Source organism: Sphingomonas aerolata (genome assembly GCF_023935825.1).
Lineage (GTDB): Bacteria > Pseudomonadota > Alphaproteobacteria > Sphingomonadales > Sphingomonadaceae > Sphingomonas > Sphingomonas aerolata.
This window is the reverse complement of record NZ_CP098762.1, coordinates 3072281-3093052: the sequence shown is the minus strand read 5'-3', so window position 1 is coordinate 3093052 and position 20772 is coordinate 3072281. Positions and strand designations below refer to the sequence as shown.

Below are 20772 nucleotides of genomic sequence, written 5' to 3'. Positions count from 1 at the left end.
AAGTCCCCAGGGGTCACACCCTGGGGCAACCCCGAGATCATTATGCCCACCAAGCCAACAGGCCGCCCCCGCGGTCGTCCGCCGGGCTCCAAGAACAAGCCCAAGAACATCGAGCAATTCGTCGCCCAGGCGCTTGCCGATCCGATCCCCGTGCCCCCGCGTCCCGCGAAGAAGGCACCGCGAGGACCTTGGGCCAACAAGACACCCGAAGAGCGCAAGGCCCTCAGCCAGAAGCTCATCGCCGCCCGCAAGGGCAATCACAACTCCACCCATACGCGGGGGAGGCCATCACACCTGACCGACGCCCAGTGGAGCGCCGTGCTGGAGATCGCCGCCCTCGACGCCAAACGGATCATTAAGAAAATGAAAGACGCCGGCCAGCTCCCGGACGACCCCCGCGCCGTCCTCGCCCTTGAGACCGCGGTGAAGCACCTCAAGGCCTCTGACAGCCCCAAGGACGTAGCCGCCCTCGGGCGCCTAATCCTCGACTTCACGAAGGCCAAGCCGGCCCAGAAGATCGACCACACCGTACGCACGCACGAGGACTTCCTCGACGAGCTGGCGGGCGACATCCCCTAACCGAGTTACCCCATGCCCCAGTCTGCCCCTTCGGCCCTGACGGTCGAAGAGAAGCGCAAGCGCGTGCGGCAACGCCTTCTGACCGACTTCGAATTTTACGCCTCCCGGTGCCTCAAAATCCGCACCAAGGACGCCCGGATCGTCCCGTTCAAATTGAACCACGCTCAGAAGCTGTTCCTCGATCAAATCCTGGAACAGTGGCAGCGCACGGGGCGCGTCCGGGTCCTCGTCCTGAAGGCCCGCCAGCTCGGCCTGTCGACCCTCTGGGGCGGCTTCATGTACTGGTGGATTAGCCAGCATCGGGCGACCAAGGGCATTGTGGTGACGCACAAGGCCGACGCCACGGCAGCGCTGTTCGACATGACCAAGCGCTACCACATGGAGATGGAGCCGACGATGCGGCCCCACACGGCGCGATCGAACAGCCGCGAGCTGAAATTCGACGTGCTGGACTCCGGCTACATGATCGCGACGGCAGGCGCCGACACGGTCGGTCGAGGCGAAACCCTCCAGCTTGCCCACCTTTCCGAGGCCGGTCTCTGGCCGAAATCCAAGGCCGCCGAGATCGGCAACGGCTTGCTCCAGGCGGTCCCGAATGTCGACGACACGTTCGTCTGCATCGAGTCCACCGCCCGCGGCAAGTCCGGCTGGTTCTATCAGCAATACGTGGCCGCCACGACCGAGGACCCCACGCTGGGCTCTGGGTACGAGCTGGTCTTCCTCCCGTGGTTCGTCGACCCCGCCTACACCGAAAAGGTCCCGGCAGGGTTCAACCGGAACGACGACGAGGACAAACTCGCCGCTATGGTCCTGGAGAAGTGGGGGATGACCCTCACGGACGGACAGCTCCTATGGCGCCGCCAGAAGGTCTCTCAGGACGGCCTGGACCTCTTCAAGCAAGAGTACCCCTCGTCGCCCGAGGAGGCCTTCCTGACCTCCGGTGCCCCAGTGTTCAACCTGGAGTATCTGGCGGAGCAGGAGAAGGCCGCACCGGACATCAAGCATCGCCTTGAGTTCGATCCGGTCGAAGGGCGCTTCGGTCCCTCCGATCGAGGCCGCCTGTTCGTCTATTACGAAGTCGACCCCCACGAGGAGTACACGATCGGCGCCGACGTGGCGAAGGGCGTGGGCCGCGAGGAACGCCGGGATGCCAAGGGCAACCTCATGTCGGCAGGCGAGGGGGATTACAGCGTAGCCGTAGTCCTGGACAGCAAGAAGCGCATCGTCGCCAAGTTTCGCGCCCAGGTCGACCCCGACTACTACGCGGACATCCTGGAGGCGCTGGGCTACATGTTCAACACCGCCCGGCTGGCCGTCGAGTTCAACAATCACGGCATCCTTCCGAACACCCGACTCTGGAAGGACAAAGCATACCCGAACCTCTACGTTCGCGAGGTCTACGACAAGACGACCGAGCAGACGAAAGAGGAGGTCGGCTTCTACACGGACGTTAAGACCCGCCCGTTAATCATCGACCAACTCCGCCAAGCAATCCGCGAGCGTGCTATCGGTCTCACCGACCGCGATACCTTGCGAGAGCTTCAAACCTTCGTCGCCGATCCCGAAACCGGGAAGATCGAGGCTGACGTAGGGTGCCATGACGACTGTGTCATGTCGCTCGCCATTGCAAACCACATCCACGAGGGAAGCTGGGCTCCACTTGAGTCCACCGACGACCTCTACTTCGACATGATCTAGGAACCCCATGACACAAAAGCTCCGTCCGATCCCGGACGAAGAGCTGGTGGGCGCTTGCGTCGCTAGGGCCGAAAAGGGCTCCGCGTTCGTTGACAGCAACCTCGCGGCGGAACGCCGTGAAGTCTTAATGTACTACCAGGGCAAGAAGCCGTTCCCACTCCGGGCCGGCGGCTCGCAATTCGTCTCCCAGGACGTTTATGAGAGCGTCGAGGCCATCAAGGCCCAGCTCACCGAGGCCTATAGCGCCGGCAACAACATCGTCGCTTTCGCCCCTCAGAACGGGGACGACGTACAGCTCGCACGGCAGGCAACCGCCTACTGCGATTACGTCTTCTTCCGCCAGAACCCCGGCCTCGAAATCCACAACGGGGTCATCCACGACTCCGCCTTGAACCGCCTGGGCATCGCCAAGGTCTACTGGGACAAGTCCGAACGGTCGACCGGCTACACCTTCGACGGCGCAAGCCCCGAGGACGCCAACGCCCTCATCCAGGACCCCGAGGTCCAGCTCACCGCGAAACCCGAGGTCCACGAGGACGGCACGGTCTCCGGCGAGTTCGACCGCGTCGAGGACACCTCCCAGGTCACGATCGACGTGATCCCCCCGGAGGAGTTCATCGTGTCGGGCCGCTTCAAGCGTCTCGATCGGGCACCGTATCTCGCCCACGTCTCCCGGATGACCCTCAGCGACCTCGTCGTTGCCGGGTATGATCCGAAGGTCGTGTACACGATCACCGGGTCCTACGACGACCTCTCCTTGAACGAGGAGAAGATGCTCCGGGACGAGGACACGATCGTCACCGGCCTGGACGATGACGCCGAGGACGAGGCGGGCCGCATGGTCACGGTCCACGAGAGCTACATCCGCATCGACGCCGAAGGCACCGGGCGGCAACAGCTCTGGAAGGTCGTGCATGTCGGCGCAACGCTCCTGGAGAAGCAGAAGGTCGCGGACCATCCGTTCGTGGTCTACTCCATGCTCCCTGAGCCTCACTCGCTCTACGGGGGCAACTTCGCCGCCCGTACGATCCAGCACGCCAACACGAAGACCACGCTGACCCGTGCGATCATCGAGCAGGCGGTCGAGGCCACCAACCCCCGCTGGCAAGTCGCCCGTGGTGGCGTTGCGAACCCCCGAGAGCTGATCGACAACCGCCGCGGCGGGATCGTCAACGTCCGGGACGTGAACAACTCCGTCGCACCGCTCCCGCAGACCCCGATCAACCCTATGGTCATGCAGACGATCGGCATGGTCGACCAGTCACGCGAGGACACCACCGGCATCTCCCGGCTGTCCCAGGGCCTCGATAAGGGCGCTCTATCCCACCAGAACAGCGCGGGCCTGGTCGAACAGCTCACGTCGAACAGCCAAGTCCGGTCGAAGGTCATGGCGCGGCACTACGCCGTCCAGTTCCTCGCACCCCTGTTCCTCAAGATTTACGCCATCGCGATCGAACACGACCGCAAGCGTATCCTGGAGATCGCCGGGGACTTCGTCGAGGTCACTCCGTCCCAGTGGCGGAACCGGCAGGATGTCCGGGTCGACATGACCCTGGGCTACGACGAGCGCGACCGGCAGGCCCAAGAGCTTCTGACGTACGATAAGTACATGAAGGAGACCGGGGGGCGCCTGTACGATGAGTCGAAGCAATTCAACGTCATCCGCAAGGTCCTGGAGATCAAGGGTCACAAGAACACGCAAGAGTTCCTGAATGATCCGTCCAAGCTCCCCGAGCCCCAGCCGGACCCCAAGTCTGAAGCGGAGCTGGCGAAGCTCACCAAGGAGACCGAAGTTCTCGAAAGAGAGACGGTTCTCAAGGAGCAAAACTTCGCGCTCAAGGCATCCCTCGACCAGAAGGAAGCCGAGCTGAAGGAACAGGACCAGTGGTTCGCGCAACTCATCAAGACGCGCGATGCCGACCGCAAGGACGACGAGACGGCCAACCGTATCGACACCTCGCAGGCGGAGCTGGAGCTGGCAATCCACACGGCCATGAACGCTCCCGAGGAAAACACCAAGACCTCGGCGATCATCTCGCCCAACGGCTAACAGGAGACACCAATCTCGACGATCCTACTCGACGATGTCGAACAGGCCGCGGTCGACGAGGGGGAGGCAGCACGCTTCCTCCTCGAAAACCCCGCCTACCTCACGGCCATCGAAGCGGTCCGTGCCGAGTGCGCCGAAGCGATCCTCCAGTCCCTCCCGGACAAACGGCAGGAGCGCGAGGACGCCTACCACCTCTCACGCGGCCTAACCGCCGTCACCGAACGGCTACTGGTCCTCCAGGCCCGCGGGGAGTCCATCCTGGCCGCCGCCGAAACCCTAACCGCTGACGACCTCGCCGATCCCGACGAGCCGCCGGCACCATACTGAAAGACCCGACACCCTTGTCCACCGAAGCATCGGCCATCGAACCGATGGAAAGCATGAGCGAAGACGACGCACTCTCCGCGATCATGGAAAGCCTGGACCCCTCGGGGACCGACGACGACGACAACGAAGGCGACGACGGCGAACCGCTCGACCCCGCAGACGATGACCTGGACCCGAACGACGACGACGAGGGCACCGACCCCGACGACGCCGACGACCAGGAAGGCGAACCCGCCACCCCTCCAGCCGAGCCCGGCGATGACGTAGCCCTTGTGGTCACGATCAACGGCGAGGCCAAAAACTTCACGATCGGCCAGCTCAAGCAACTCGCCTCCCAGGGCGACGAGATCACGGCTCGATCGGCGGAGGCTGACGCGGTCGGCGGTCGCGCAGCGGCGGCCCTCCAGGCGGCCCTGGAAGTCGCCCAGGAAGACTTGGCGCCCTACGCCGATGTCGACTGGCTGGTCCTCCAGAACCAACTCTCCCCGGAGGAGTTCGCATGGCATCGCGAGAACGCCCAGAAGGCCGACGCCCGTTACCGCAAGGTCCTCGGGCAGGCTCAGGGCTTCCAGCAGGCCCACGAGGAGCGCCAGCAGGCCGCCCATACCCAGCGAGCCGCCAAGGCCGTCGAGGTCCTGAAGAAGGACATCCCCGGCTGGAGCGAGCAGCTTTATGGCGACATCCTGGACTACGGGGCCTCTCAGGGGCTCGACCAGGGCGACCTGTCACGCATCGCTGACGCGGGCGTCATCAAGGTCCTCCATCAGGCCATGCTGTACAGCAAGGGCCAGAAGGTCGCCGCCAAGAAGGTCGCAGCCGCGCCCACCAAGGTCCTGAAGCCCGGCACGCGCGACGTTCCCTCGGAGCGGTCGCTGGCCGCCAAGAAGGCCGAACGCCGCTTGGCGCAAGGTTCCGGCTCGGATGACGACGCTGTCGCCGTCCTCGTGGGGCGCTGGTCGAAGTAATTCGTCCGACACCCCAAACACACACCCAACACAACACCCCTACACGGAAATAAATAACTCACATGGCAACTTTTCAGACTTACGACTCGGTCGGCGCTAAGGAAGACGTTTCGGACGTTATCTCGATGCTGAACAAGCACGAGACGCCTTTCACCTCGTCGCTGTCGAAGCGTACCGTCTCGCAGAAGTCGTACGAGTGGCAGGAAGACGAGCAGGAGGGCGGCAAGGACAACGCCCAGGTCGAGGGCTTCGAAGCCGTCGAAGAGGACCTGACGACCACCGAGATGCGTTCGAACACGACGCAGATTTTCTCGCGCACCATCAAGCTGTCGGGCTCGCTCCAGGCGACCGACCACTATGGCCGCAAGGACGAGCTGGCCCGCCAGATCATCAAGAAGGGCAAGGCGCTCCGCCTCGACCGTGAACGCGCTTGCGTCGGCGTAGACCAGGCCTCGGTCCTGGGTTCGAACACGACCCCGCGCCGTCACGCTTCGGTCTCCAAGCTGATCGACGCCGGCAACATCATCGCCAACGGCGGCGCACCCGGTCCCTTGGCCGAGACCACGCTCCGCAAGGCGATCAAGAAGAATTACGACGAGGGCGGCAACGCACGTCGCTTCATGGTCGCACCGTACGTCGCGGAGCAGACCGCAGAGTTCGCCGGCAACGCCAGCCGGACCCGCGAGATCACTGGCAAGTCGGCGAAGGAGATCGTGCATGTCGTCGACGTGTACACGACCGCCCTCGGCACGCTCACGATCGAGACGAACCGCGAGATGAAGACCGACTTCGGCCTTCTGTGGAACCCGGCTGACTGGAAGGACGTGGTCCTGAAGGGTCGCGGCTGGTTCCGTGAGACGCTGGCGAAGACCGGCGACAACACGAAGATCATGCTGGCCGGCGAGTACGGTCTCCAGCACGCCAACTACAAGGCGTCGGTCCTCGTCACGGGCATCGCCGAAGGCTAATCGCCCCTCCCTGGCCCTGGCGTTCCTTCGGGAGCGCTGGGGTCTCTTTTCTAAGAGCCACCTTGAATACTCCGTACCGCTTCGTCACCGCCGACGAAGACTTCATCCCCGAGACGATCGACAACGACTTCAACGTCACGGGGACCATCGTTTCGACCCAGAACATCCCTCAGTCCTTCCTGGACTCCGTCGCCGCCAAGCGTGCCTTCCAGGACCGCCAGTCTTTCTCCGCGCTCACCAAGGGCGACGAGATCGAGAAGATACACCTCGCCCGCATCCCGGTCGCGGTCGTGTCGAAATGGCAGCGCGAGGGCTTCGACCTCTTCCAGGCCATCCACGAGCCCAACGGCTCCGCCCTGATCCTCGCGAAACTCCGCGCCGAGGACCTGACGGCCTTCCAGACCACCTCCAAGACCTTCTGATCCCATGAGCTTCGGCAAAATCAAGACCGCCCTCCGCGGCATCATCAACCGCAAGGACCTGACCGACGAGCTTGCCGGAGACTTCATCACCCGAGCCGTCCGTGAGGTCGAACGCGTCGTCCGCATCGGGCCTATGGAACAGCTCCTAGAGGCCTCCGGGTTCGACGGCGAGCGACACACCGTCCCGATCCCCAGCAACTACCTGGAGCTGGTCGACATGTTCACCCAGGACGGCACGCTCCGGCAAGTCACCAAGGACCAGCTATTCGCCCACCGGAACGAGGGCCGCCCCGCGGTCTTCTGTAAGATCGGCGCAAGCTGGATCGTGAAGCCGTACCCCGCCGCGAGCGAGACGGTCTTCGTCCAGTTCTACGGCGAGACCCTTCCGCTCCAAACGGACACCGACGAGAACGTCTGGACCCGTGCGGGCTTCAACGCCGTCCTCTACCAAGCCGCAGCCCTGGCCGCCGACTACTTCCAGATGGAGGATGTCTACGTGCAGCGCTTCCAAGGCAAGGCCACGTCCCTTGTCGACGCCATCCTGTCCCAGGACCTCAGCGAGAAGTGGGCCGGACCCCTTGAGATCGGCGACCCTATCAACCGAGGAAAATTCTAGGCCGATGGCCGACTTCCCTAAAACTTCATTCTACGGCGAGGGCCAGACGGACCTCCGCGGCCCCCGAGGCGAGCCGGGCCAGAAGGGCAACCAGGGCGACCTGGGACCCCGCGGTCCTGAGGGCTTCCCCGGAACCCCCGGAGCCCCCGGCACCAATGGCAAAAACGCCGTCTACCGCTTCGGCATGTTCGCCACCACGGGCATCCTGGCCGGCGAAATCCTCATGGATCACGTCGTCGCCCAGGCGTGTACACTCGCTCCTGACTTCGCCGGCTCCGTCGCCTCGTGCGGCTCGCCTCCCGAAGCCCTCTGGACCGGCGCGATCACGCTTAACGAGACGCCCGTAGGGGCCCTGACGATCACACCGGACGGCGTGGCGACCCTGTCGACCCTCAGTCCCCACCCGATCCCGCTGGTCCCCCTGGATGTCGTGACCCTCACGGCCCCCGAGCCCGCCGACGCCTCAATCGGGCGTGTCCGCATCACCCTCACTGGAGAGCTGTAATGGCCACCTATTTCATCGGAACGGGCGTCGAGTCCTTTGTAACCTCACCGACCCTCGTGAACGACAACGGCAGCGGCTTGGGCGTCGTGGTTTCCACCCCGCTCGGGCTGGGGTTCGCAGACGCCTTTCTTATCGACCCGGCGACCGGCGACCGCGCCCCTCAGGCAAGCCTCTGGTTCCATACGGTTTGCAACACGATCCCGCTCGACGGCCCGATCATCACGTTCGTCAACGCCCAGAACGTCGGCGTCCTCCGCATTTTCGGGACCAACGTGTTCGGCATGGCGCAGGCCCAGCGCTTCCAAGGCGGAACGTGGGTGAACCTGGGCGACCCCGTTTATTGCCGCGACTCTGTGATCTGGGACATCCGCATCGTGTCGCACCCGACCGCTGGCCGGATCGGGGTGAACCTGAACGGCGTGACGCTCCTCAATCGAGACGGCATCGACACGTCGAACATGGGCGAGATCGCTAAGGTTCGCCTCCAGACCGGAACGTATGACACCCGCTTCGACCAGACGATCATCGCGTCCTACAACACCATCGGCCACACCGTACGCCGTCGCGTCCCCAACCGGGACGTAAGGAACACGGGTTGGACCGGCGGGTTCGCAGACGTTGACGAGACGAACAACAGCGACGCCGATACGATCAACACCTCGACCGTAGGCGCCGTCCTGACCTTTGGTGCCGACGACTTCTCCCAGGTCGCCACCGGCAACGTCATCAAGGCGGTCGGCTTGTCCGCCCGCATCCGAAACGACGGCGGGGACATACCGCGCAACGCCGCGGCGATCCTGACCCTGGGGGGCGTCGAGTACCGCAAGCCGTACAACATTCTGGTCGGCGCCGGGTTCTCGGGAACGTCCACCGTCTTCGACACGAACCCCGCCACGGGCCAGAAATGGGGTGCCGACATCGCACCCGTAAATCAGCCGTTCGGCCTCGTCGCCACGGAGTAACCCATGACCGTAGAAGTCACCAAGCTCGCCGAGCAGACGGTCGACGGTCCCGCAGGCATCCTGGGCGCCTCCAAGCTCACCCAGGCCGCCGTGGAGGGCGGGGGGTTCCTCATCAACGTCGCCAAGGTCAACCATGCGACGGTCGAAGGGGCCCCCTGGCTTATCACCGTCGCGAAGGTCTCGGCCTGGGTCGTCGAAGGCCCTCCTCCTATCATCCCGCCCGCGTCTCAACGCCGGCAGCTATTCATGCCCTAGAGGTTCCCTTTGGATACCCCACACCCCACCACGCTGATCCTGGACCTCCGGGATCGCATGGCTCGCATCGAAACTAAGATCGACGGGCACTACGAGTCCCACGTCGTCATCGACAAGCGACTCGATGCTCTGGAAGCCGACGTAAAGTCGATGGACGGACGCATCGACACAAACACCCAGGACATCCACGCGAGCAAGACGAAGTTCGCCACGCTCGCCGCGGTAGCATCCGCCATCATTGCTGTCCTTTCACTACTCGGCGACCACCTCTGGTCGTTCCTGAGCGGGCATTAAGTCCCAAAAAGAACCCCCCTCATCGGGGGTTCTCTTTTCGTTCTCCTTACTCGTCAATTCGAAATCGAGTAAAGAAACCATCTGCAATCGCGGATGTTATCCCATTGCGGACTTTATGAGATCGTACTAGGAGCCTACCATGACCGACGACACCAAGACCACGAAGGGCGTAAAGAAGATCGACCGTCTTCTGGGCACCTTTCGGTCCGGGATCGGGGAAACCATCCCCATGCAGGTCGCGCACACGTTCATCGTCGTCGCTCGCCAGAAGAGCGTGACGGTCAACGAGCTGGCCGAGCTGGTCGGTTCCACGGCCTCGACGGTCTCCAGGCACCTTCTGGACCTGTCCGGCACCCTACGCAGCGGAGCGCCCGGCTACGGGCTCCTCGACCGCGTCCAGGACCCCACGAACCTCCGGGTCGTGCATTACAGCCTGAACGCCAAGGGGCGGCTCCTATTGAATAATCTGGTCGACATACTGGAGGACTAAATGGCGATTTACCCCGACAAGAAGGACGGGAACCTGACCGGGCGTTTCCGCGTCGAGCTACAGCAGGCCGGCAAGCGCTATCGCAAGCGCTGGGACAGCCTGGCGGAGGCCAAGAAGGACGAGGCGGCTGTCCTCGCGACCTGGGCGAAGGGCGAGGCGGTCGACGCGGCCACACACGCTCCCCAGGCCCCCGAGGCGCACACTCTGGCCTCCACGATCCCCAAGGCCCGGCTGTCGCTCTGGCAGGACATCAAGAAGCCTGAGACCGCCTGGGCGCACGTCCAATTCGTCACCGACACGCTCGGGGTGAACACCAAGCTCGACGCCATCGACACCCTGGCGATCGACAAGGTCATCGCGTCCCTCAAGAAACAGGGGAAGACCGATGCGACGATCAACCGCTACCTAAGCCACTTCAGGACCTTCCTCGTCTGGTGCAAGGCCCGTAAGTACCGCACGGTCCCGATCCGCGACGAGATCGAGTTCGGCTGGCGCAAGGAGTCCGAGGGTCGCATCCGGTGGATCACGCCCAAGGAGGAGATCGGCATCCGGGACTACCTCCTGAGCCGCAACCGGCCCGAGGCAAACGCCGTCTGGGACCTCATCAAGGTCGCCCTGGAGACCGGGTGCCGCCGGGAAGAATTATTGACTTCTGAGCTTGAGCAGATCAATGGCACCCGCCTTCACCTGTGGGAAACTAAGACGGATACACCGCGTACGGTGCCCATGACGAAAGAGACAACAGCGTTGCTTGCGAACCTCATCAAGACCGGAAGGATGCCGTCCGAACGCGGCTTGCGGTCGTGGTGGGAGCGTGCGCGGGAACACCTGGGCCTCCTCGGCGACCCCCAGTTCGTCTTCCATGTTTGCCGCCACACACGGGCGACTCGCATGGTCGAGGCGGGGATCAACGTCTTCGTCATCAAGAAGTGGATGGGCCACAAACGCATTGAAACGACCCTACGTTACGCACATGTGAAGGACGAAAATCTAGAGGACGCCCTGGTCAAGGTGGGGGATCACTTCCTCACTCTGGTCGAAAATCCGCAGAAAACCGCGGGTTTCGCCTCACCCCCCACGCTCCCCACCAGTGGGGAAATCGAGGGTTTTAGGATGGCGGCGTGATTTAGAAAGTCGTTGAAATACAAGGTTTTCCCGTTGCGGGCGTGGCGGAATTGGTAGACGCAGCAGGTTTAGGTCCTGCCATCGCAAGATGTGGGGGTTCGAGTCCCTTCGCCCGCACCACTCCGCCGCACTGGCGGGGCGACCGCCAGATGAATTTTTCCCGAATGCTCTTTTAGACAAAGGCCGGACATGCAGACTGTCGAGACGTTGAACGAGGGCCTCAAGCGCGCCTACACCCTCACCATCACTGCGAAGGATATCGATTCGAAGGTCGATGTCGAGCTGAAGCGCCTCGCGCCGCAGATGAAGATGCCGGGCTTCCGTCCGGGCAAGGTGCCGGCAAACCTCATCCGCAAGATGCACGGCCCCGCGCTGACGCAGGACGCGCTGAACGCCGCGATCCAGGAAGGCGTGCAGAGCCTCGTTGCCGAAAAGCAGCTGCGTCCCGCGATGCAGCCCTCGGTCGAGCTGGAAGACGGCTATGACCTCGGCAAGGACGCAGTCGTCAAGGTCGAGATGGAGGTCCTGCCGCAGGTCCCCGCACCCGCGATCGACGGCCTGAAGCTCGAGCGCCTGACCGTGCCCGTCGCCGACGAGGCAGTCACCGAGCAGCTCCAGAAGTTCGCCGACCAGCAGAAGAAGTGGGACGACGCCGCTGACGATTACGTCGCGGCGATGGGCGACCTCGTCACCGTCGATTTCGTCGGCAAGACCGCCGATGGCGTCGCGTTCGACGGCGGCACCGGCACCGACATGGGCGTCGAGCTCGGTGCAGGACGTCTGATCCCCGGCTTCGAGGATCAGCTCGTTGGCGTGAAGACCGGCGAGGAGAAGGTCCTGAACGTGACCTTCCCCGAGGAGTATCAGGAGAAGTCGCTCGCGGGTCAGCCGGCGACGTTCGACATCACCGTCAAGTCGGTGAAGACCGCGGGCGAGAGCAAGATCGACGAGGATCTCGCCAAGTCGCTGGGTCTCGAGAGCCTCGAGCAGCTTTCGGGCCTGCTCAAGGGTCAGATCGAGCAGGAGCATAACGGGCTCACGCGCACGCACATGAAGCGCAAGCTGCTCGACCAGCTCGCCGAGGGTCATGACTTCGAGGTTCCGCCGTCGATGGTGGAAGCCGAGTTCAACCAGATCTGGTCGCAGCTCCAGCACGAAGCCACGCACGAAGCCGATCCCGAGGCAGCAATGGCCGAGATGGAAGGCGAGCGCGACGATTACCGCAAGATCGCCGAGCGTCGTGTGCGCCTCGGCCTGCTCCTGTCCGAGATCGGCCAGGCGAACGGCGTCGAGGTTTCCAACCAGGAAATGCAGCGTCTGCTGGCCCAGGCTGCGCAGCAGTATCCCGCCGAGCAGCGCCAGCAGTTCATGCAGTATGTCCAGTCCGAGCCGATGGCCGCTGCCCAGCTGCGCGCCCCGCTGTACGAGGACAAGGTCGTCGACTTCCTGTTCGAGAAGGCCGAGATCACTGACCGCGAAGCCACCCGCGAGGAGCTGGAAGCTGCGATCGAGAGCGAGGACGGTTTCGCCAGCGGCACGCACGTGCACGACCATGACAACCACAAGCCGAAGAAGAAGGCCGCCGCCAAGAAGAAGGCAGCGCCTGCCGACGACGCAGCGGTGACGGACGAGGCGCCCGCTTCGGACGCCGCGGACGAGGCCAAGCCTGCCAAGAAGGCTCCCGCCAAGAAGAAGGCGGCTCCGGTCGAGGCCGAGACGGCGGTAACGGAATCGTCGCCGGTCGCGGCTGAAAATGCCGAGGGCACCGAAGCTGCCGACGCGCCGGCCAAGAAGCCGCGCGCCAAGAAGGCGGCGACCAAGACCGAGGCGTAAGCCGATCGGAGTGCCTCGTCGCTGAGGCACTCCCCCCGTTTTCGGGCCACTTCCCCGGCGGAGGCCGGGGTCCAGTTGGAAAGGTTGCTGTGACGGCGCGCAAAGCTTCGTTATGGACCTTCCCCAACTGGGCCCCTGCCGCCGCCGGGGATTTGCGTTGATTGGAAGACGCGTTGATCGTTACGCCGTCTTCGACTGTACAGGGCAGGGCATGACCGAACCGAGAATTGCCGTCCTGCTGCCCTGCTACAACGAAGAGGCGGCGATCGCGCAGACGGTAGCGGGGTTCCGCGACGCGCTGCCCGGCGCGACGATCTACGTCTACGACAACAACAGCGCCGACCGCACGGTCGCGGTCGCCCGCGCGGCGGGGGCCGTCGTCCGGACCGAACGGATCCAGGGCAAGGGCGCGGTCGTCCGGCGGATGTTCGCGGATATCGATGCCGAGATCTATGTGATGGCGGACGGCGACGCGACCTATGACGCGGCATCCGCGCCGGCTTTGGTCGCGCGCGTGCTCGACGAGCAGCTCGACATGGTCGTCGGCTCGCGGATCAGCCAGGTCCAGGAAAGCTATCGTCGCGGGCACCGGTTCGGCAACGCGCTGCTCACGGGCATGCTCGCGCGGCTCTTCGGGCGCAGCTTCACCGACATCCTGTCGGGCTACCGCGTCTTCTCACGCCGGTTCGTGAAGAGCTTTCCATCGCTGTCGGCGGGGTTCGAGATCGAGACCGAGATCAGCGTCCACGCGCTCGAGCTCAAGATGCCGATCGGCGAGGTCGAGACGCCCTATTTCGCGCGCCCCGAGGGGTCCGAATCGAAGCTGAGCACCTATGCCGACGGTTGGCGGATCCTGCGGACGATCATGACGCTGTACCGGATCGAGCGGCCCTTGTGGTTCTTCGGCGCGATCGGCGGGGCGTTCGCGCTGCTCGCGTTGTTGCTCGGCATCCCGCTGGTGCTCACCTATCTCGAAATTCATCAGGTGCCGCGCTTCCCGACCGCGATCCTGATCACCGGGCTCGGCATCTTCGCCGCGCTGAACGTCTTTACCGGGCTGATCCTCGACACCGTCGTCCGCGGTCGTCGCGAGGTTCGGCGGCTGGCCTACCTGGCCTACCCCGCGCCTGGCGTCTGACTCCCTCTCCCCGAGGGGCGGGGGGCAGGTGGTTCTCCTGACGGGTAGCAGGGCTTGAACTCCCCCGTGCGAGCGCCGATGTTGGCGGTTCACTGGGGCATAAGAGAGATTTCCATGCACAATCCGTTCGAGACCGGCGATTTCGCGAGCCCGTTGGCCAGCGCCGGGCTCGGCCTGCAGCAGACGCAAGCAGGCCTTGTTCCCATCGTTATCGAGCAGTCGAACCGCGGTGAGCGCTCGTTCGACATTTTCTCGCGCCTGCTCCGCGAGCGTATCATCTTCGTGACCGGTGGCGTCGAGGACGGCATGGCCTCGCTGATCACCGCGCAGCTCCTCTTCCTCGAGTCCGAGAACCCGAAGAAGGACATCTTCATGTACATCAACTCGCCGGGCGGTGTCGTCACGGCGGGCATGGCGATCCATGACACGATGCGGTATATCCGTCCGCGCGTCGGCACGGTGTGCATCGGCCAGGCCGCCTCGATGGGCAGCTTCCTGCTCGCGAGCGGTGAGCCCGGCATGCGCGTCGCGATGACCAACGCGCGTATCATGATCCATCAGCCATCGGGCGGTGCACAGGGCATGGCGAGCGACATCGAAATCCAGGCGCGCGAGATCCTGCGGATCCGCAAGCGGATGAACGAGCTCTATTCGCAGTATACCGGTCAGCCGATCGAGGAGATCGAGCGTCGCATGGACCGCGACACGTTCCTCGAAGCGAACGAGGCGAAGGATTTCGGTCTGGTCGACGAGGTTTTCGACAAGCGTCCCGCCCCCGCGGACGACGCGGCGAAGCCTGCATAAGGCGAATCGTAAGCCTGGCGGGTTTATTTGATTGTAGGATATCCGGGGTGCGTTACGATGACCGCCCCGGAAACGGCACGCGCACCGACATGCGCGAGAGGTGATTGAATGACGAAGCTGAGCGGTGGCGACTCGAAGAGCACCCTCTATTGCTCGTTCTGCGGGAAGTCGCAGCACGAGGTGCGCAAGCTGATCGCCGGGCCGACGGTCTTCATCTGCGACGAGTGCGTCGAGCTATGCAACGACATCATCCGTGAGGAAACGAAGTCGGCGCTGGTGTCCAAGAAGGACGGCGGCGTGCCGACTCCGCAGGAGATCTGCGACGTCCTCGACGATTATGTGATCGGCCAGAAGCGCGCCAAGCGCGTCCTGTCGGTGGCGGTGCACAATCACTACAAGCGGCTCAACCACGGCGCCAAGGGTGCCGATGTCGAGCTGTCAAAGTCGAACATCCTGCTCGTCGGGCCGACCGGGTGCGGCAAGACGCTGCTCGCACAGACGCTCGCCCGCATCCTCGACGTGCCGTTCACGATGGCCGATGCGACGACGCTGACCGAGGCCGGCTATGTCGGCGAGGATGTCGAGAACATCATCCTCAAGCTGCTCCAGGCCTCCGACTACAATGTCGAGCGGGCGCAGCGTGGGATCGTCTATATCGACGAGATCGACAAGATCAGCCGCAAGGCCGAGAATCCCTCGATCACGCGCGATGTGTCGGGCGAGGGCGTCCAGCAGGCGCTGCTCAAGCTGATGGAAGGGACGACGGCAAGCGTTCCTCCGCAGGGCGGTCGCAAGCATCCGCAGCAGGAATTCCTGCAGGTGGACACGACCAACATCCTGTTCATCTGCGGCGGCGCGTTCTCGGGTCTCGAAAAGATCATCGGCGATCGTCTGCAGGGCAAGTCGATCGGCTTCGGCGCCTATGTCGCCGGGCCGGACGAGCGCAAGACGGGCGAGACGCTGAAGTCGGTCGAGCCTGAGGATCTGCTCAAGTTCGGGCTCATCCCGGAGTTCGTCGGTCGTCTGCCGGTGATCGCGACGCTCGAGGATCTCGATGTCGATGCGCTGGTGAAGATCCTGAAGGAGCCGAAGAACGCGCTGGTCAAGCAGTACCAGAAGCTGTTCGAGATGGAGGACGTCGCGCTCGGCTTCACCGACGACGCGCTGGTCTCGGTCGCCAAAAAGGGCATCGAACGCAAGACGGGTGCACGCGGGCTTCGCTCGATCCTCGAGAGCATCCTGCTCGACACGATGTTCGACCTGCCCGGCATGGACGGCGTCGACGAGGTGATGATCGACAAGGACGTGATCGAGGGCCGCAAGGAACCGATCCGCGTCTATGCCGAGAAGAAGAAGGCCGGCGACGCGGCCTGATCCGCGGCGATACCGGTGAGGAAGGGGCGTCGAGCGATCGGCGCCCTTTTTTTTCCGGGAAGGCGCTTCATTGTCCGTCATCCTGACGAACGTGAGGATGACGGGGCGTGCGTTCGCGGCCGCGTGGGCGGTGGATCGTCAGCGGGACGGACCCTTATCGGGGCGTCGGGCATTCGTTGTCTTAGTGCAACGAGGGAGACCGCATGACGATCGAAGTGGCTGAACAACCGAAGGTAACGGTGGTGGAGACGATGCCGGACCGGCTGGCATTGCCGGTCTGGACGCTGATCGCACCCGGCTTGGGGCTCGTCGCGGTGCTCTTCGGCCTCGCCAAGATGGGGTCGATCGGGACGGCGGCGGCGATCGTGGTGCTGATCGCCAGCGTGCTCGCCGCGGTCCATCATGCCGAGGTCATCGCGCACAAGGTTGGCGAGCCGTTCGGGACGCTCGTGCTGGCGATCGCGGTGACGGTGATCGAGGTGTCGCTGATCGTGTCGCTGATGCTGTCGGATGCCGGCGACGCTGCGGCGCTCGCGCGCGACACGGTGTTCGCCGCGATCATGATCATCCTCAACTTCATCATCGGTCTCTGCCTGCTCGCGGGCGCGGTGCGGCATCACGAACAGCGTTTCACGTTGAAGGGGATGAGCGCGGCACTGGGCGTGCTGGCGGCGATGTCGGTGCTCTCGCTCATCCTGCCCAACTATACCTCGTCGACGACCGGGCCGACCTATGCGCCGTCGCAGCTGGTGTTCGTCGCGATCGTCTCGCTGGTGCTCTACGGTACGTTCGTGCTGGTCCAGACGGTCCGGCATCGCGACTATTTCCTGCCCTCCGCCGAGGACCTTGAGACACACGCGCACGCCGCCCCGCCATCACAGCGCGCGACGGGAATCGCGTTCGGCATGCTGCTCGCGGCTCTGGTGTCGGTCGTCCTGCTTGCCAAGACGCTGTCACCGACGATCGAGGCCGCCGTGCTCGGCGCGGGCCTGCCGCTCGCAGTCGTCGGGGTGGTGATCGCCGCGCTGGTGCTCGCGCCCGAGAGCCTCGCCGCGTACAAGGCGGCGCGGCGCAACCGGTTGCAGACCAGCCTCAATCTTGCACTGGGCTCCGCGCTGGCGACGATCGGGCTGACGATTCCGAGCGTCGCGATCGTCTCGCTGGTGCTCGACCTGCCGCTTGCGCTGGGGATCGACGCCAAGGGGATGACGCTGCTCGCGCTGTCGCTTTTCGTGGCGACGCTGTCGCTCGGCACCGGACGCACAACCGTGCTGCAGGGCGTCCTCCACCTCGTGATCTTCGCCGCCTATCTGTTCACGACGGTCGTGCCCTAGGGGCGCTTATCCGTTACCCACTCCGTCATCCTGACTTTCTTCAGGATGACGGCTGGGGTGGTATCCGCGAGTGACTTGCATTAGCATCGCCTCAGCGGGTTTCGACCCAATAAGCGGGAGAGCGGATGTGAAGACGGCATGGATGGGCGCGGCGATGCTCGCGCTGATGGCAGCAGGCGCGGCGGATGCGCATGAAGTGTGGGTCGAGCGCGACGGGGCAGGACCCGCGCGGATCTATCTCGGCGAGCCCGCCGAACCGATGCCCGCGGGCGGCGATCCCGAATTCGCAAACCTAAAGACGCCGCGCATCCTCGCCCGCCCGCAGGCGGAGCTGGTCCGCAAGGCCGGGTTCCTCGAGGCGCAGCTGCCCGCGGGTGACGTGCATGTCTGGGACGACGACGTGTTCGCGCCCTGGGGTGATCCGGGCAAGCGCGAGGGCATCATCTACTACGCGCGCGCCGGTCGTGCCGATCCGCGCACCAAATTGCCGTTCGAGATCGCACCCGCGACCGCGAACGGGACGCGTTTCGTCCTGACGCGCGAGGGGAAGCCGGTCGCGGGCGCGAAGGTCACGCTGATCTCGCCGACGCGCGTCTCGACCGAGCTGGTCACCGACGCCGCCGGTGCGATCACGCCGCCGCTCGTCGAGAAGGGCCGCTATCTGCTGTCCGCCGCCGCCAAGGATATGACCGAGCACAGCCTGCCGCGCGGGCCCGTGACGACGCTCCACCGGATCACGACGACCAGCTTCACGCTCCCCTGAGACCGCGCGCCGGCTTCGCCGCCGGTCGCGTCAGCGCGCGCGTTGCCGGGCGGCGAGTGTGAGGCCCGCGGCGATCTGGACGACGGCATAGAGGCGGCGGCGGCCCGGGCGGTCGACGAACGGCTGGACCAGCGCCTCGGTGCCGAGCGCGTCCTCCTTCCACAGATCGACGTGGCGGCTAGGCTGGAGCAATCCGAGCAGCCCGTCGCCGACCATGAAGATCGCCGCCATCTCCGCGGCGCGGGCGGGCCACGGGTTCTCCTGCGCACGGACGAGCCCAGGGTCGGGCATGCCGACGCCCGTGGCTCCTGGGCCGCCGCCTTCAAAGGGGAACGGATCGGTCATTGCGGTTTCGCCTTCGCTGCCTGTGCGGATTTCCACGCGGCCACCTCCTCGAGCGCGATGCTCCGGCGCAGGACCAGCGCATCGGGGTCGATCACGACATGCGCGCCCTTCGGCACGGCGAGCGTCGCGGTGCCCGTCGTCATCGGCAGCGTCCGGGTCTTGCCGTCGATCTGCACCTCGACCGGCAGCGGGAAGCGGCCATTCCCCGGCACCTTCCACGCCAGCGTGAGCGTGGTGCCGGTGCGTGTCTCGATCAGCTCGGGCAGCGCCGCCTGGCGGAGATACACGTCGAAGAACCAGCCATAATCCTTGCCGGTGACGCGGCGGACGATCGCTTCATATTCTTTGGTCGAGCCGAAGCGGGGGGTGAAGTTGCCCGGCTTCGGATCGGGGCGGCCATAGACCGCGCGGCGCGTCACGTCGAAAAAGGCGGTGTCGCCGATCAGGCCGCGCAGCGTGTGCAGCATCCACGACCCCTTGTTGTAGATGTCCTGCCCGGCGCCGCCCTTGTCGAGCTCGTACACCTCCTCCTCGGTGGTGATGCGCTGCTGGGTCATCGGCATGCGGTTCATGATCGCCCCGCGTTCACCCTGCAGCATCGTCGCATAGCGCGCGCGGCCCTCGCGCCACTGGCCATAGAGCGGCTGCATGTAGGTGCCATAGCCCTCGTGCAGCCAGTAATCGTCCCAGTTGGCGGCGGTCAGCTGGTTGCCGAACCATTCATGCGCGAATTCATGCTGGAACAGCCAGTCGAACCCCTCGGGCGCCTTGGCATAGTCGTTGCCGTACGCGTTGATCGTCTGGTGCTCCATGCCCTTGTGCGGGGTCTCGACGACGCCGAGCTTCTCGTCGCCGAACGGGTAGGGGCCGATCATGCTCTCGAAGAAGTCGAGCGTCGGGGCGAATTCGGCGAACAGCTTCTCCGCCTGCGGCTTCTCGCCCGGCAGATACCAGTAGAACATCGGAATGCTGTTGCCGAAGCGGCTCTTGTAAGTGCCGCGAACCTCCTCATACGGCCCGACATTCAGCGCGATGCCATAGGTGTTGGGGTGCTTGGCGCGCCAGTTCCAGGTGGTGCGGCCGTCGGCGAACGTGTCGATGCCGACCAGCACGCCGTTCGACGGCGCCTTCAGCCCCTTGGGCACGGTGATGTGGAGATCGACGAGCGCTGGTTCGCCGGTCGGGAAGTCGAGGCACGGCCAGAACAGGTCGCAGCCATAGCCCTCCGCCGTGGTCGCGAACCAGGTGCGGCCGTCGGGGGTCTTCGACCAGACCATGCCGTCGTCCCACGGCGCCTTCACCGCGACATGCGGCGTGCCCCCATAGGTGATCGTCGCGGTCACCTTCCCGCCCGCCGGCACCGGCCGGGGCAGCGTGATGGTCAGCCGCCCCTCCGGATTGGTCCAGGCGGAGGCGGGTAGCGCGACGCCGTCGATCGCGATGGCGCTCACCGGCAGGTTGCGGTCGAGATCGATCGGCAGCCGCGCGACCGGCGCCCGCGCGGTGAAGCGCAGCGTCGCGACGCCGTTCAGCCGCTGCGCATCGGGCAGTACCTCGAAGGCGAGATCGGCATGGTCGAACTGCAGTGCGGTCTGTTCGGGAGTGAGCACGCCCCCCGAACGCTGCGTCTGCGCGGTGATCGCGGGTTCGCCCTTGCGCGGCAGCTGCGCGGAGGCCGGGGGGATGGCGAGCAGCGCGGTGCAGCTGGCGGCGAGGAGGAGGCGCGGGATCATGCGGCGCGTTCTCGCGCGGCGTTCGGATCGATACAAGAGCGATAGGCGCACCCGTGATAGGACGGCACGGTGTGACGGAGTCCCGGACGGTGTGTGGGGGCGGTTCGGCGATTACGTAGCCCGGCGATTGATGGATCCGCCATCCTCACCATATAATGAGCTGACGCCGACCTTGTTCGGTCCGGTACCGGA

General features: G+C 64.7%; 21 protein-coding genes and 1 tRNA gene. 20 read left to right on the top strand and 2 right to left on the bottom strand.

Translation table 11 applies throughout. The features are described from left to right. The first annotated feature begins 42 nt into the window (after positions 1 to 42). The 20 genes from NEF64_RS14025 (at position 43) to NEF64_RS13930 (ending at position 18502) form a co-directional block, all read left to right on the top strand. Positions 43 to 579 (top strand): hypothetical protein, encoded by a 537-nt coding sequence (locus NEF64_RS14025; RefSeq protein ID WP_252573921.1) that lies wholly within the window; start codon positions 43 to 45, stop codon positions 577 to 579. 12 nt (positions 580 to 591) lie between these two features. Continuing rightward, positions 592 to 2277, top strand: a complete 1686-nt coding sequence (locus tag NEF64_RS14020) for a terminase large subunit (protein ID WP_252573918.1) — start codon at positions 592 to 594, stop codon at positions 2275 to 2277. 7 nt (positions 2278 to 2284) lie between these two features. Then, the gene (locus NEF64_RS14015) at positions 2285 to 4327 is read left to right on the top strand and encodes a portal protein (RefSeq protein WP_252573915.1); all 2043 of its coding nucleotides are present in this window, start codon (positions 2285 to 2287) and stop codon (positions 4325 to 4327) included. 341 nt (positions 4328 to 4668) lie between these two features. Then, the gene (locus tag NEF64_RS14010; RefSeq protein WP_252573912.1) at positions 4669 to 5619 is read left to right on the top strand and encodes a hypothetical protein; all 951 of its coding nucleotides are present in this window, start codon (positions 4669 to 4671) and stop codon (positions 5617 to 5619) included. Between the two features lie 62 nt (positions 5620 to 5681). Next, positions 5682 to 6587, top strand: coding sequence for an SU10 major capsid protein (locus NEF64_RS14005; protein ID WP_252573909.1), 906 nt, complete (start codon positions 5682 to 5684; stop codon positions 6585 to 6587). A gap of 62 nt (positions 6588 to 6649) precedes the next feature. After that, the gene (locus NEF64_RS14000) at positions 6650 to 7009 is read left to right on the top strand and encodes a hypothetical protein (protein ID WP_252573906.1); all 360 of its coding nucleotides are present in this window, start codon (positions 6650 to 6652) and stop codon (positions 7007 to 7009) included. A 4-nt stretch (positions 7010 to 7013) separates the two neighbouring features. Further along, positions 7014 to 7625, top strand: a complete 612-nt coding sequence (locus tag NEF64_RS13995; protein WP_252573892.1) for a phage adaptor protein — start codon at positions 7014 to 7016, stop codon at positions 7623 to 7625. Between the two features lie 4 nt (positions 7626 to 7629). Beyond that, entirely contained in the window at positions 7630 to 8130 is a 501-nt protein-coding gene (locus NEF64_RS13990) for a collagen-like triple helix repeat-containing protein (RefSeq protein WP_252573889.1), read from the top strand. After that, positions 8130 to 9092, top strand: coding sequence for a hypothetical protein (locus tag NEF64_RS13985; RefSeq protein ID WP_252573887.1), 963 nt, complete (start codon positions 8130 to 8132; stop codon positions 9090 to 9092). The genes NEF64_RS13990 and NEF64_RS13985 overlap by 1 nt, the downstream gene beginning before the upstream one ends. 3 nt (positions 9093 to 9095) lie before the next feature. After that, the gene (locus NEF64_RS13980; RefSeq protein WP_252573884.1) at positions 9096 to 9347 is read left to right on the top strand and encodes a hypothetical protein; all 252 of its coding nucleotides are present in this window, start codon (positions 9096 to 9098) and stop codon (positions 9345 to 9347) included. A 9-nt stretch (positions 9348 to 9356) separates the two neighbouring features. Then, the gene (locus NEF64_RS13975) at positions 9357 to 9641 is read left to right on the top strand and encodes a hemolysin XhlA family protein (RefSeq protein WP_252573881.1); all 285 of its coding nucleotides are present in this window, start codon (positions 9357 to 9359) and stop codon (positions 9639 to 9641) included. 139 nt (positions 9642 to 9780) lie between these two features. After that, complete coding sequence (locus NEF64_RS13970) at positions 9781 to 10131, top strand: MarR family winged helix-turn-helix transcriptional regulator (protein ID WP_252573878.1); 351 nt, start codon at positions 9781 to 9783, stop codon at positions 10129 to 10131. Beyond that, on the top strand, positions 10132 to 11256 hold the full coding sequence (locus tag NEF64_RS13965; RefSeq protein ID WP_252573875.1) for a tyrosine-type recombinase/integrase: 1125 nt from the start codon (positions 10132 to 10134) through the stop codon (positions 11254 to 11256). It begins immediately after the preceding gene. 35 nt (positions 11257 to 11291) lie between these two features. Further along, a tRNA-Leu gene (locus tag NEF64_RS13960) sits at positions 11292 to 11376 on the top strand. A gap of 69 nt (positions 11377 to 11445) precedes the next feature. Continuing rightward, on the top strand, positions 11446 to 13089 hold the full coding sequence (gene tig / locus NEF64_RS13955) for a trigger factor (RefSeq protein WP_056405482.1): 1644 nt from the start codon (positions 11446 to 11448) through the stop codon (positions 13087 to 13089). A 211-nt stretch (positions 13090 to 13300) separates the two neighbouring features. Continuing rightward, entirely contained in the window at positions 13301 to 14227 is a 927-nt protein-coding gene (locus tag NEF64_RS13950) for a glycosyltransferase family 2 protein (RefSeq protein WP_252573873.1), read from the top strand. A gap of 114 nt (positions 14228 to 14341) precedes the next feature. Next, a complete protein-coding gene (locus NEF64_RS13945; protein ID WP_031396413.1) occupies positions 14342 to 15031 on the top strand; it encodes an ATP-dependent Clp protease proteolytic subunit in 690 nt (229 codons plus the stop codon). 108 nt (positions 15032 to 15139) lie between these two features. Next, positions 15140 to 16405 carry an ATP-dependent Clp protease ATP-binding subunit ClpX gene (clpX, locus tag NEF64_RS13940; protein WP_031396414.1) on the top strand — a complete coding sequence of 422 codons (1266 nt, stop codon included), beginning with the start codon at positions 15140 to 15142 and terminating at the stop codon, positions 16403 to 16405. 203 nt (positions 16406 to 16608) lie between these two features. Further along, positions 16609 to 17739 (top strand): calcium:cation antiporter, encoded by a 1131-nt coding sequence (locus tag NEF64_RS13935; protein ID WP_197975092.1) that lies wholly within the window; start codon positions 16609 to 16611, stop codon positions 17737 to 17739. 127 nt (positions 17740 to 17866) lie between these two features. Further along, a complete protein-coding gene (locus NEF64_RS13930; protein ID WP_235516282.1) occupies positions 17867 to 18502 on the top strand; it encodes a DUF4198 domain-containing protein in 636 nt (211 codons plus the stop codon). Between the two features lie 30 nt (positions 18503 to 18532). On the opposite strand, the gene NEF64_RS13925 is transcribed toward NEF64_RS13930, so the two are convergent. Together NEF64_RS13925 and NEF64_RS13920 are read right to left on the bottom strand one after the other, a co-directional pair. Further along, the gene (locus NEF64_RS13925) at positions 18533 to 18847 is read right to left on the bottom strand and encodes a hypothetical protein (protein WP_235516283.1); all 315 of its coding nucleotides are present in this window, start codon (positions 18845 to 18847) and stop codon (positions 18533 to 18535) included. Next, positions 18844 to 20580, bottom strand: a complete 1737-nt coding sequence (locus NEF64_RS13920; protein ID WP_056405488.1) for a M1 family metallopeptidase — start codon at positions 20578 to 20580, stop codon at positions 18844 to 18846. The genes NEF64_RS13925 and NEF64_RS13920 overlap by 4 nt, the downstream gene beginning before the upstream one ends. Positions 20581 to 20772: the final 192 nt, after the last annotated feature.

Coding starts and splice junctions, on each gene's coding strand:
- NEF64_RS13945 (WP_031396413.1), top strand. CDS start 14,342: ATGCACAATCCGTTCGAGACCGGCGATTTCGCGAGCCCGTTGGCCAGC.
- NEF64_RS13925 (WP_235516283.1), bottom strand. CDS start 18,847: ATGACCGATCCGTTCCCCTTTGAAGGCGGCGGCCCAGGAGCCACGGGC.
- NEF64_RS13985 (WP_252573887.1), top strand. CDS start 8,130: ATGGCCACCTATTTCATCGGAACGGGCGTCGAGTCCTTTGTAACCTCA.
- tig (WP_056405482.1), top strand. CDS start 11,446: ATGCAGACTGTCGAGACGTTGAACGAGGGCCTCAAGCGCGCCTACACC.
- NEF64_RS13980 (WP_252573884.1), top strand. CDS start 9,096: ATGACCGTAGAAGTCACCAAGCTCGCCGAGCAGACGGTCGACGGTCCC.
- clpX (WP_031396414.1), top strand. CDS start 15,140: ATGACGAAGCTGAGCGGTGGCGACTCGAAGAGCACCCTCTATTGCTCG.
- NEF64_RS13935 (WP_197975092.1), top strand. CDS start 16,609: ATGACGATCGAAGTGGCTGAACAACCGAAGGTAACGGTGGTGGAGACG.
- NEF64_RS14015 (WP_252573915.1), top strand. CDS start 2,285: ATGACACAAAAGCTCCGTCCGATCCCGGACGAAGAGCTGGTGGGCGCT.
- NEF64_RS14005 (WP_252573909.1), top strand. CDS start 5,682: ATGGCAACTTTTCAGACTTACGACTCGGTCGGCGCTAAGGAAGACGTT.
- NEF64_RS13995 (WP_252573892.1), top strand. CDS start 7,014: ATGAGCTTCGGCAAAATCAAGACCGCCCTCCGCGGCATCATCAACCGC.
- NEF64_RS13950 (WP_252573873.1), top strand. CDS start 13,301: ATGACCGAACCGAGAATTGCCGTCCTGCTGCCCTGCTACAACGAAGAG.
- NEF64_RS14025 (WP_252573921.1), top strand. CDS start 43: ATGCCCACCAAGCCAACAGGCCGCCCCCGCGGTCGTCCGCCGGGCTCC.
- NEF64_RS13920 (WP_056405488.1), bottom strand. CDS start 20,580: ATGATCCCGCGCCTCCTCCTCGCCGCCAGCTGCACCGCGCTGCTCGCC.
- NEF64_RS14020 (WP_252573918.1), top strand. CDS start 592: ATGCCCCAGTCTGCCCCTTCGGCCCTGACGGTCGAAGAGAAGCGCAAG.
- NEF64_RS13990 (WP_252573889.1), top strand. CDS start 7,630: ATGGCCGACTTCCCTAAAACTTCATTCTACGGCGAGGGCCAGACGGAC.
- NEF64_RS13970 (WP_252573878.1), top strand. CDS start 9,781: ATGACCGACGACACCAAGACCACGAAGGGCGTAAAGAAGATCGACCGT.
- NEF64_RS13965 (WP_252573875.1), top strand. CDS start 10,132: ATGGCGATTTACCCCGACAAGAAGGACGGGAACCTGACCGGGCGTTTC.